The organism is Streptomyces lunalinharesii (genome assembly GCF_039532155.1).
Lineage (GTDB): Bacteria > Actinomycetota > Actinomycetes > Streptomycetales > Streptomycetaceae > Streptomyces > Streptomyces lunalinharesii.
Genome location: NZ_BAAARK010000041.1, coordinates 41048 through 51923 on the forward strand (window position 1 = coordinate 41048; position 10876 = coordinate 51923).

Here is a 10876-nt window from a genome sequence, read left to right on the forward strand (position 1 = left end):
GCCGCGCGGTGCAGTGCACGACCGCGCCGGACGCGGTGCCTACCAGCGGGCCGGGTCGGCCGTCGCCACGCCGAAGACCGTGCCGTCCGGGGACGCCGCGTAGACGCGACCGCGGGCCGGGTCCAGCACGGGGGCCGGGACGGCCTGGAGGAAGCCGTTGTGGCGGGCGGCGGACAGACGGGGCGGGGTCTGGCCCAGCAGGGCGCCGGTGGTGGTGTCGACGGCGAGCAGCCGGCCGTCGGCGGCGGTGAAGAAGAGGTGGTTGCCGCTGACGACGGGCGCCGAGCCGCGGCTGACCGAGGTCTCGGTGTCCCACCTGCGCTCGCCGACCGCCTGGAGGGCGCCGCCCTCCGCCAACAGGTACGCCGTCTCGCCGTGGACGACGGCGGCCACCCCGCGCAGCGGCGCGGCCAGCGGCAGCGTGCGGGTCCGGCCGGTGGCCGGGTCGTAGCGGAGCACGCCGGTGACGTCGCCGTCGTAGGTGGGGTCGCCGACGGTGAGGAAGAGCGCGCCGGAGGCGCCGGGGCCGGCCAGGGCGAGGGTGCCGGGGAGCTGGTGGGACCAGCGGACCGCGCCGTCGGACGGGTCGATGGCGGTGAGCCGGGTGGCGGGGGCCGGGCCGGCGGTGAGGGCTTCCGCGGCGTAGGCGGTGCGTGGGTCGCCGTAGCTGCGGAACCGGGGGAGGCGGTGGCCGGGGAAGCGCTTGCGCCACCGCTGGGCGTGCGTGGCGGTGTCCAGCGCGGTGACGGTGCCGTCGGCGGCGGTCAGGAGGATGCGGTCGGCGACCACCGCGGCGCCGCCCTCGTAGCCGGAGACGTCCAGGCTCCAGCGGCGCGCGCCGTTGCCGTGCGGCGCCGGATCGAGGGCCAGCAAGCGTTTTCCGTCGGCGGTGAAGACGTAGAGGAAGCCACCGGAGAGCACCGGGGCGGTCGGGGAGATCGCCTCCGGGCCCGCCGCGGGGCCCTCGTGACGCCAGGTCACCGCGCCGGAGTCGGGGGAGAGGCGGGCGGCGGGGAGCTCGGACTGGCCGCAGAAGACGGCGCCGGCACCGGTCGTGCAGTACGGCATCTCGGCGGCGTGACCGGAGGGACGTTCGATGATCGTGGTGCGCCAGGGATGGAAGGCGACGCGCGGGGTGCGCGGGGCGTGGGTCTGGAGGGCCGGGGAGTCCGCGTCCGTGGTCAGGAACCAGGAGGTCGCGCCGGCCCCGACCACGACGGCGAGGGCGGCGGCGGCCCACAGCAGTCGGCGACGCCCCCTGCGGGGCACGGGAGCGGCCTGCGCGACGCCCTCGGGCACGGCCGGCGGGGGCGGCGGGTCGACGGCCGGCGCCCGGGCCCCGGCCGCGTCCGGGGTGCGGGCGCGGACATGGGTGGTCTCGGCGCGCGGGGCGGCCTCGGCGCGGATCGGCTGGCGCTGGGCGGGTATCCGGGCGCCGGGCACCGTCTCCGGCAGCGCCTCGCCGCGGGTCGGCAGGGCGGCGGGCAGCGTCATCGGCGCGTTGGTGCACAGCAGTTGCATGAGCCGGTCCGGCGTCGGACGGTCCGCCGGGTCCTTCGCCAGGCAGCTCTCGATCAACGGCACCAGCGCGTCCGGCACGCCCGACAGGTCCGCCTCGTCGTGCACCACCTGGTAGGCGACGAGGTACGGGCTCTCGGAGTCGAACGGGCCGCGGCCGGTGGCGGCGTGCACCAGCACCGAGCCGAGCGCGAAGACGTCCGCGGCGGGGCCGACCTCGCGCGGGCGCTGGAACTGCTCGGGGGCCATGAACGGCGGCGTGCCGATCAGCTTCCCGGTCTCTGTGCGCATCTCGCTGTCGGACGGCCGGGAGATGCCGAAGTCGATGACTTTCGGACCGTCCGCGGCGAGCAGCACGTTGCCGGGCTTGAGATCGCGGTGGACGACGCCCGCGCGGTGGATGTCGCGCAGCGCCTCGGCGAGGCCCGCGCCCAGCCGACGCACCTCGTCGGGCGTCAGCGGGCCGTTCCGCTTGACGTGTTCGGAGAGGGTCGGGCCGGCGATGTGGAGGGTCGCCATCCAGGGGCGCTCGGCGTCCGGATCGGCATCGACGACCGGCGCGGTGAAGGCGCCGCTGACCCGTCGGGCGGCGGCCACCTCCTGCCGGAACCGGCCGCGGAACTCCGGGTCTTGGGCGAAGTCGGCGTGGATGACCTTGACCGCGAGCGTCAGTCCGGAGGAGGACCGGGCCAGGTGGACCACGCCCATTCCCCCGGAGCCCAGCCGCGCCTCCAGACGGTAGTGCCCGGCGTACTCCGGACGCTCCGCTTCCGGGCCGAACCCGGAATCGCGCAGCGGCGGCATCGATCCACCCCCGTGTCTTCCCCGTGTGAGCGCCCTGCGGATTCGGACGCAGGTGCGACGCGCGGAGCCTAGTCCATGGTGCGTCCCGTACGGGTGAGGCTTGCTAGCGTGCGCGTCGTGGGCGTCGAACGGGCGCCCGGACACGCACCGTCGACCACGACGGGCAGCCATCCAGCACACGGGGGGACAGCGAGATGACCACACAGGACGGGCCGGACGGCACCGGCACCGCACCGCAGACGGTCGGCGACGGCGCCGGGGACCTGGTGACCGAGGCGGCGCCGGCCGCGTTCGGCGCGGCGCTCGCCGGCGCCGCGACGTACCCCCTCGCGCCCGGCTACCGCGTCAACGTCCGACAGGGCGCCGGCACCAACACCCCGCTCGTGCGCCAGCTGCCCGCGGGCACCCGGGTCCAGATCCGCTGCCAGCAGCGCGGCCAGTGGGTCGTCGGCCCCTACGGCACCTCCAACCTCTGGGACAACATCGGGCCCGGCGAGTACGTCTCCGACTCCTACGTCCGCACGGGCAGCAGCGGCATGGTCGCGCCCGGCTGCCTGAGCTGACCCGGCGCCGACCGCACGGCACGGTCGGCGGGCCACCGGGGATAATCGACGCCATGAGCGACGCGCAGCACACGGCGGCCCCGGGCGACCCGGAACCACAGGAGATCCGTTTCTTCGGCACCTCCTGGGTCGACCACGACGGCGGCTACGCGCTGCGCCGGGCCGGTGTCGCGGTCGGCTCACTGGTGCTCGCCGCGGCCGGGGCGCTGGTGCTGCGGTTCGCCTTCCAAGGGTTGGAGATCGCCGCGGCCGGCTCGTTCGTCAACGTCCTGGTGGTGGCCGGCTTCGCGGTCTGCAGCGCACTGGCGTTCCGCCGCACCTGGGACGGGTTCGTGCGCCGCCCGGGCCCGGCCGCCGACAGCGGCGCCGAACGCTCGATGCAGAGCCTGATGCTCATCGGCTTCATCGGCACGCTGCTCGCCTACTTCTGCCGCAGCCTGGCCGAAGCGCCCGGCGAGAAGCTCCGCCGCGCCGAATACGCGGCGGCGCGCGAGCGGCACGCCCGCCGCCGTGAGACCCGCGCCGGGAACCCGGCGGCGCGCAAGCCCAAGCCGAAGGGCACGGGCAAGAAGCGCCGCTAGGGCGCCTACGCGGTGCCCCGGCCCGCCGCCGCGCCGTTTCCGCCGTCCCGGGCCGCGGCGTAGCGCGCGGCCATCGCCCGGAACACCGCCCGCGGCTCCCAGCGCGCCTCCGCGTCGACCATCCGCACCACGCCGTACGAGGAGAGGTCCGCGTCCGGCGTCACCTTGCCGAACCCGGCGAAGGTGAACCACAGCGCGGTGTCGACGCCCGCCGCCTCGAAGGCGTCGAGGAGCTCGGTGAAGTACCGCACCTGCTCGCCCTCGTCCGGCACCGCGTCGGCCGGCGGCCGCCACGCCAGGCCGCCCCGCGCGCCCGCGCCCTCGTACGGGCAGGTGCCGAACTCGGTCACCGCGACCGGCTTGCCGTGCGCGGCGTACCCGCGCAGCTCCTCCCGGAAGGTGTCGACGTTGTGCGCGGCCCGGTAGGCGTCCACCCCGACCAGGTCGAACGGTGTCCAGTCGATCGCCTCCCACGGCCCGGAGGCGTAGCTGACCCGGCCCCCGAAACGCGCCCGGACCACCTGGACCACCTCGGCGAGGAAGGCGTTCAACCGCTCCACCACCGGGCCGAGCGACAGCCACCACTCCAGGTCGGCGGTGGCCATCGCGCGGAGCCGGTCGGCGTAGGTCTCCCCGGGGACGAAGCCCGCGCCGAACGCGCTCAGTTCGCACCCGGTGACGAAGACCACCTCGGTCCCGGAGCGCCGGACCCGCTCCGCCCGCTCGGCGCACTCGGCGAAGAACGGCAGCATCCGGTCGGGCGCGAGGTCCACGGGGAACGGCGCGCACCACACCTCCAGCCCGACCTCGGCCGCGCACCGCGCCGCGACCTCCAGCCGCTCCGGCCGCCCGCCGGAGATCCGTACCGCGTCGCAGTGCAGCTCCCGGGCGATCACCGCCATGTCCCGGCGGACCACCGACTCGGTGAAGTCCTTCCGCGAGAGCGCATCCCCCGGCAGGAGCCCGGTGTCGTAGGTGATGCCGCGTGCGCGCATCGCGTCCTTCCTTCCCCTTCGAAGCGCCGTCGCCCGGAAGCGGTCCGGCCCGCCGGGCCATTCTCCGGGACCGGGCTGCGCAGGCCGCGTTCGCGGGCAGGATGCCGGTCATGACGCCTCCGCAGCCCGCCACGCCCCCCGAACCGCCGCGGCCCCCCGAGCACGCCACCCTCGCCCGGGCCTTCGACGCGGTCGCCACCCAGTACGCGGCCGCCCGGCCGGGCTACCCACCGGCGCTCTTCGACGCGGTCGAGGAACTGGCCGGGCGGCCGCTGGCCGGGGCCCGGGTACTGGACGTCGGCGCCGGCACCGGCATCGCCAGCGCACTGCTGCGGGCCCGCGGCGCCCGGGTCACGGCCGTCGAACCGGGCGCCGGGATGGCCGCCGCGCTCCGCGCCGGACACCCCGGCGTTCCGCTCGTCCGGGCCGTCGGCGACGCCCTGCCGTTCGCCGACCGGGCCGCCTTCGACCTGGTCAGCTACGCCCAGGCGTGGCACTGGACCGACCCGGCCCGCTCGGTCCCGGAGGCCCTGCGGGTGCTGCGGCCGGGCGGCGCGCTGGCGCTCTGGTGGAACGTGCCCGATCCGGACGTCCCGTGGGCCGCCGCCCAGGAGGCCCGGATCGCCCGCCGACTGCCCGGCTACCACGCCCACGACGCCGCGGCGGGCGCCGCCGACCTGATCCGCGGCCTGGCACCGGGGCTGCACCCACGGTCCCGGGTGCTGCGCTGGACCCGCACCGTCCCGCTCGCCACCCACCTGGCGATGCTCGGCAGCCGCTCGTACTTCGCGGCCCTCGGCCCGGCGGCCGCCGCCCCCGTCCTCGCCGACGAACGGGCCGCCCTCCTGGAGGTCTTCCCCGACGGCCGGGTCGAGGAGGCGTACGTCCTCGACCTCACGGTCACCCGGCGCCCGGCCGCCTGAGCCGCCGGCACCGGCGCGCCTCGACCCGGCACACTCGGCCGCGTAGCGTCGACCCCGTCCCGGCGGCCACCGGCGAACGCGCCGCGGCCCGGGACCAGGGAGGCGGGAGCACACGATGACGGAACGGGGAGACGGGCCGGTCGACGCGCCGGTCCGGTCCGGTCGGCTGGCGCAGTTCGAGGAGGTGCGGGGGCGCCTGTGGGGCGTGGCGTACCGGATCACGGGGACGGTCAGCGACGCGGAGGACGCGGTGCAGGAGACCTGGCTGCGCTGGCAGTTGCTCCCCGACGAACCACCGGTGGAGAACCCGCGCGCCTTCCTCACCACCGTGGTGAGCCGCATCTGCTACGACCTGCTGGGGTCGGCCCGGGCGCGCCGCGAGACGTACGTGGGGCCGTGGCTGCCGGAGCCGGTGCTCGACGGCGCGCCCGGCGCCGGCCGCACCGCCCTCCCCGAAGGCCCCGAGGACCGGGTGACCCTCGACGAGTCGGTCGGCATGGCGCTGCTCACCGTCCTGGAGCGGCTCACCCCGGCCGAACGCACCACGCTCGTCCTCTACGACGTCTTCGCCGTGCCGTTCCCGGAGATCGCCGAGGCGCTCGGCCGCACCCCGGAGTCGGTGCGGCAGCTCGCCTCGCGCGCCCGGCGCCGGGTCCGGGCCCAGGCGCCGCGGCGCACCGTCGACCGGGGTGAGCACCAGCGCACCGTGGAGGCGTTCCTGACGGCCGTCGCGGGCGGGGACTTCGAGGAGCTGCTGGCCGTCCTCGACCCGGAGGTGGTGTGGCACTCGGACGGCGGCGGCAAGGTCTCCGCGGCCCGCCGGCCGGTGTTCGGCCGGGACAAGGTCAGCCGCTACCTCCGGGGCCTGCTCACCCGCTTCGACGCGACGACCATGCGGCTGGCGGTCCGGGACGTCAACGGCGCCCCGGGGATGGTCTTCGCCGACGCGTCGGAGGAGTACCCGGCCGGCGTCTTCGCCTTCACGGTGCACGACGGGTTGATCACCGAGGTGCACGCGGTCGTCAACCCGGACAAGCTCGGACACCTGGACTTCGGGGACCTGTGACCGCCGCCCGCCCGGCGGGACGCGCACCGGCCCGGCCGGGCCCGCGCCGTCCCGCCGGGCTCAGGCGGCGTCGTACTCCCAGTCCGGCTGTCCCTCGCCGTAGAGCCAGTCGTCGAACAGGTCGGTCAGGTCCTCGTCGGTGCGGTCCTGGCAGAAGGCGATGAAGTCCTCGGTGTCGGCGTTGGCGTGCCGGTACTTCGCGGGCCACTCCTTGAGGATCGAGAAGAACGTGTCGTCCCCGACCGCGTTGCGCAGCTGCTGGAGCACCATCGCGCCGCGCTCGTAGACCGGCGTCCCGGTCACGTCCGCGGCGCTCTCCGGCTCGCCCGGCGGGAAGTCCCAGCGCTCGTGGTCCTCGTCGCCGTCGTAGAGCGCGTCGAACTGCTCCTGCGGGGACCGGCCGCCCTCGTGCTCCTCCCACAGCCATTCGGCGTAGGTCGCGAAGCCCTCGTTGAGCCAGGTGTCCCGCCAGGTCTTCGGCGTCACCGAGTCGCCGAACCACTGGTGGGCGGTCTCGTGCACCACCGTCACGGTGTCCGGCGCCCCGGCGTACACCGGTTTGGTCTGGGTCTCCAACGCGCCCCAGTCCACCCGGTCCGGGGTGTGGTCCACGATCGCGCCCGCCGACGCGAACGGGTACGGGCCGAACAGCTCCGTCGCCCACGCCAGGATCTCCGGCAACCGGGACAGCGGCTTCCGGCTGGCCGCGGCCTCCTTCGGGTCCACCGCGACGTAGACCGGCAGCCCCTGCGGCGTGTGGGACTCCTGGACGTCGAACGTCCCGATCGTCGCGGTGGCGAGGTAGCTGGCCATCGGCTCCGCGCTGTGCCACTCGTAGGTGGTGCGCCCGCCGGTGGTCCGCTTCGACCGCAGCTGCCCGTTGGCGACCGCGGTGTAGCGCTCCGGCACGGTGATCCGGAAGTCGTAGGCGGCCTTGTCGCTGGGGTGGTTGTTGCCGGGGAACCACGTCATCGACCCGGCCGGCTCCCCGGCGACGAACGCGCCGTCGGCGGTCTTGACCCAGCCCTCCACGGCCCCGTCCGCGTCCCGCATCTCCTGCGGCGTGCCGCGGTAGCTGACGGTCGTCCGGAACGTGTCGCCCTTGCCTATGGCGGTGGCCGGCCGGACCACCAGCTTGTGTCCCTTGCGGCTGAACTCCGCGGCGCGGCCGTCGACCCGGACGTCGGTCACCGTCATCCCCTGGAGGTCCAGCTGGAACGACCGCAGGGCGGCGCCGGCCCGCGCGGTGATGGCCGCGGTGCCGTCCAGGTGCCGCTCGGCCACGTCGTAGTCGAGGTCGAGCCCGTAGTGGTCGACGCGGTAGCCGCCGTTGCCCAGTGCCGGGAAGAGCGGGTCGGCCAGCCCGCCACCGCCCGCGGCCCCTTTGACCGCCGTGCCGCCGGACGTGCAGGAGGACAGCAGCAGGGCGACGGACAACGCGGCGACGGCACCGCATCTACGCACGGGGCGACGGGGCAACGGCACTCCTCAGGCCGGGGACGGACGGCGAACACAAGTTCCCAGACCATACGGGCATTTCCGTCGCACCGACCCGCCACTTCCGGCTACGACCGCACCGCACGCCGCGCCCGCGCCGCCTGACCGCTCCGTGGACACCCCGACACGCCGCCGCCCGACGGTGCGAGGATGGCCCCGAATCGACCAGGCACCACCGGCGAGGTGAACGCATGACCCAGAAGGTCGCCGTACTCGGCACCGGAAAAATCGGCGAGGCCCTGCTCAGCGGCATGATCCGCGGCGGTTGGGCGCCCTCCGACCTCCTGGTCACCGCCCGCCGCCCGGAGCGCGCCGAGCAACTCCGCACCCGCTACGGCGTCGAAGCGGTCAGCAACGCCGAGGCCGCCAAGGCCGCCGACACCCTGATCCTCACGGTCAAGCCCCAGGACATGGGCACCCTGCTCACCGAGCTGGCGCCGCACGTCCCCGCCGACCGCCTGGTCATCAGCGGCGCCGCCGGCATCCCGACCGCCTTCTTCGAGGAGCGGCTGACCGCCGGCACCCCGGTCGTCCGGGTCATGACGAACACCCCGGCCCTGGTCGACGAGGCGATGTCCGTCATCTCCGCCGGCACCCACGCCACCGCCGGGCACCTCACCCTCACCGAGGAGATCTTCTCCACGGTCGGCAAGACGCTGCGCGTCCCGGAGTCCCAGCAGGACGCCGCCACCGCCCTCTCCGGCTCCGGCCCGGCCTACTTCTACTTCCTCGTCGAGGCGATGACCGACGCCGGCATCCTGCTCGGCCTGCCCCGCGACAAGGCCCACGACCTGATCGTCCAGGCCGCCATCGGTGCCTCGGTGATGCTCCGCGACAGCGGCGAACACCCCGTCAAGCTCCGCGAGAACGTCACCTCCCCCGCGGGCACCACCATCAACGCCATCCGGGAACTGGAGAACCACGGCGTCCGCGCCGCCCTGATCGCCGCCCTCGAAGCCGCCCGCGACCGCAGCCGCGAACTAGCCTCCGGCACCGGCAACTAACCCCACTCCCACCCCGGGCACACCCCGAGCACCCCTCGCCCCCCACCCGGGCAAGCATCGGGCACACCCGGGGCAGCACCCGGGCACGCCTCGCCCCCACCCGGGCAGGCCTCGGGCACACCCCAGGCATCCCCCGGGGCACGCCAACGCCACGGGAATACCGCCCCACCCCACCACCGTTGTGGATCCCGAAGGGGGCCCTGCCACCCCCTACGGGATCCGTTCCCCTCCCCCCTACGGGACCGGGGAACAGGGGACTACCGCCCCACGGGCAACAGCCCCACCGCCTCGTACGCCGCGTCCACCCGCGGCCTGGCCATCGCCCGCGCCCGCTCCGCCCCGGCCCGCAACACGCCGTCGACGTACCCCGGATCGGCCGCCAGCTCCGCGTGCCGCTTCCGCACCGGCCGCAACAGCTCCACCACCGCCTCCGCCACGTCCCGCTTGAGCGCCCCGTACGACGCGTAGCCCGCCGCCAACCCGGCCGGATCGGCCTCCGCCCGACACGCCGCCAACACCTGCAGCAGGTTCGCCACCCCCGGCCGCTCGTCCGGGTCGTACACCACGTCCGATCCGCGGTCCGTCACCGCCCGCAGCACCTTCCGCCGCACCACGTCCGGCTCGTCCAACAGATGGATGACCCCGGCGCCGCCGTCCCGCACGACCGTCCCCTTGCCCATCTTCGAACGGGGGTCCTGTAGGTCCCGCACCCGCGCCGCAACCGGCGGCCGCGTCGCCCGCGGCACCACGAACACCCGCCCGTACCGCCCGTTGAACCGAACCGCCAGATTCCGCGTCAGCTCCACGTGCTGCGCCTGGTCCTCACCCACGGGCACCTCGTCCGTCCCGTACGCCAGGATGTCCGCCGCCATCAACGCCGGATACGTCAACAGCGACAGCCGCACACCCGCCGTCTCCTCCCGCGCGGCCTTCTCCTTGAACTGCACCATCCGCCGCATCTCACCGACGCTGGCGGTGCACTCCATCAGGTACGCCAGCCGCGCGTGCTCGTCCACGTGGCTCTGCACGAACACCGTGCACCGCTCCGGATCGAGCCCCGCCGCCAACAACAAGGTCGCCGCCTGCCGACTGAGCCTGCGCACCCGCGCCGGATCGTGGTCCACGGTCAACGCGTGCAGGTCCACCACGCAGAACAGCGCGTCCGCACGGTGCTGGTCCACCACGACCCACCGCTGCACCGCCCCGAGGTAGTTCCCCAGCGTCAGGTGGCCCGTCGGCTTCACCCCGCTGAACACCCGCGCGGCCGTCCCCGCCGTCTCGACCTTCTCGCTCATCCGTCCCTCACTCTCGCCGGGACCGCCGCTCACACCGGCCGGTGACGAAGGAGAAACGCGAACGGCCGCCGAAGCGGCGGCCGTGGTCATGCATGCGCTACAGGTGCGGCCGCCGTCAGGCGGGCCACCACAGCTGTACGAGCACATGCGCGGTCATGCGCCTCAACGTACCGGTCGACCCCGCCTCCCGCACGGGCTTGATGCACCCCGTCCGCTCGTGTAGTGTTCTCCGAGTTGTCACGGAGCCGTTGGCCCCGTACAGCCATCCCGCCGCATCGCGGCACCTCACTACTGCACGGCTCCTCAACGGGATCGAATTTCGCATGCCGAAATTCATTCCGGGCGTCTGATTAGGCGTCACCGAGGAATTCCGCTAACGTAGTGAACACCCCGCCGACGGGGAATCGGATCGAAATTCGAACCGCTCGCAACTCATCGAGATGCGGACCGGAACGGAAAGAAGATCTGATAAAGTCGGAAAGGTCGAAGAGCGAAAGCGAATCGGCCGGACCCCGCTCCAGCAGGGGGCCAGAGACGGAAACGGATCTGGTAAGGTTGGAACCGCGAGAAAGCCGAAAGGCCGGATCGCACCGGCGAAAGTCAGGGCCGAAAGGATCTGATAGAGTCGGA

9 protein-coding genes are annotated in these 10876 nt (G+C 74.4%); 5 read left to right on the top strand and 4 right to left on the bottom strand.

The annotated features are described in order from the left end of the window. Positions 1-39: 39 nt before the first annotated feature. Positions 40-2322: a protein kinase domain-containing protein gene (locus tag ABD385_RS35290; RefSeq protein ID WP_344583608.1), complete on the bottom strand. Its 2283-nt coding sequence runs from the start codon at positions 2320-2322 to the stop codon at positions 40-42. Positions 2323-2516: 194 nt separating this feature from the next. On the opposite strand from ABD385_RS35290, the gene ABD385_RS35295 reads away from it, so the two are divergent. Then, on the top strand, positions 2517-2885 hold the full coding sequence (locus ABD385_RS35295; protein ID WP_344583610.1) for an SH3 domain-containing protein: 369 nt from the start codon (positions 2517-2519) through the stop codon (positions 2883-2885). A gap of 53 nt (positions 2886-2938) precedes the next feature. Further along, a complete protein-coding gene (locus ABD385_RS35300) occupies positions 2939-3466 on the top strand; it encodes a hypothetical protein (protein ID WP_344583612.1) in 528 nt (175 codons plus the stop codon). A 5-nt stretch (positions 3467-3471) separates the two neighbouring features. Here ABD385_RS35300 and ABD385_RS35305 read toward each other — a convergent pair whose 3' ends face one another. Next, the gene (locus ABD385_RS35305) at positions 3472-4461 is read right to left on the bottom strand and encodes a glycoside hydrolase family 113 protein (protein WP_344583614.1); all 990 of its coding nucleotides are present in this window, start codon (positions 4459-4461) and stop codon (positions 3472-3474) included. A 101-nt stretch (positions 4462-4562) separates the two neighbouring features. On the opposite strand from ABD385_RS35305, the gene ABD385_RS35310 reads away from it, so the two are divergent. Together ABD385_RS35310 and sigJ are read left to right on the top strand one after the other, a co-directional pair. Continuing rightward, positions 4563-5384, top strand: a complete 822-nt coding sequence (locus tag ABD385_RS35310) for a class I SAM-dependent methyltransferase (protein ID WP_425585549.1) — start codon at positions 4563-4565, stop codon at positions 5382-5384. A gap of 115 nt (positions 5385-5499) precedes the next feature. Further along, on the top strand, positions 5500-6450 hold the full coding sequence (gene sigJ / locus ABD385_RS35315) for an RNA polymerase sigma factor SigJ (protein WP_344583617.1): 951 nt from the start codon (positions 5500-5502) through the stop codon (positions 6448-6450). Between the two features lie 60 nt (positions 6451-6510). Here the strand turns inward: sigJ and ABD385_RS35320 are convergent, their stop codons facing one another. Further along, entirely contained in the window at positions 6511-7929 is a 1419-nt protein-coding gene (locus ABD385_RS35320) for a M1 family metallopeptidase (protein ID WP_344583619.1), read from the bottom strand. Between the two features lie 209 nt (positions 7930-8138). Here ABD385_RS35320 and proC point away from each other — a divergent pair, with 209 nt between their 5' ends. Then, on the top strand, positions 8139-8951 hold the full coding sequence (gene proC / locus ABD385_RS35325; RefSeq protein ID WP_344583621.1) for a pyrroline-5-carboxylate reductase: 813 nt from the start codon (positions 8139-8141) through the stop codon (positions 8949-8951). Between the two features lie 257 nt (positions 8952-9208). Here proC and trpS read toward each other — a convergent pair whose 3' ends face one another. Beyond that, positions 9209-10246 carry a tryptophan--tRNA ligase gene (gene trpS, locus ABD385_RS35330; RefSeq protein WP_344583622.1) on the bottom strand — a complete coding sequence of 346 codons (1038 nt, stop codon included), beginning with the start codon at positions 10244-10246 and terminating at the stop codon, positions 9209-9211. Between the last annotated feature and the right edge of the window lie 630 nt (positions 10247-10876).

Bases quoted from the DNA above. Each gene is read 5' to 3' on its own strand.
- ABD385_RS35295 (WP_344583610.1), top strand. From the start codon at position 2,517: ATGACCACACAGGACGGGCCGGACGGCACCGGCACCGCACCGCAGACG.
- ABD385_RS35310 (WP_425585549.1), top strand. From the start codon at position 4,563: ATGCCGGTCATGACGCCTCCGCAGCCCGCCACGCCCCCCGAACCGCCG.
- trpS (WP_344583622.1), bottom strand. From the start codon at position 10,246: ATGAGCGAGAAGGTCGAGACGGCGGGGACGGCCGCGCGGGTGTTCAGC.
- sigJ (WP_344583617.1), top strand. From the start codon at position 5,500: ATGACGGAACGGGGAGACGGGCCGGTCGACGCGCCGGTCCGGTCCGGT.
- ABD385_RS35290 (WP_344583608.1), bottom strand. From the start codon at position 2,322: ATGCCGCCGCTGCGCGATTCCGGGTTCGGCCCGGAAGCGGAGCGTCCG.
- ABD385_RS35305 (WP_344583614.1), bottom strand. From the start codon at position 4,461: ATGCGCGCACGCGGCATCACCTACGACACCGGGCTCCTGCCGGGGGAT.
- proC (WP_344583621.1), top strand. From the start codon at position 8,139: ATGACCCAGAAGGTCGCCGTACTCGGCACCGGAAAAATCGGCGAGGCC.
- ABD385_RS35300 (WP_344583612.1), top strand. From the start codon at position 2,939: ATGAGCGACGCGCAGCACACGGCGGCCCCGGGCGACCCGGAACCACAG.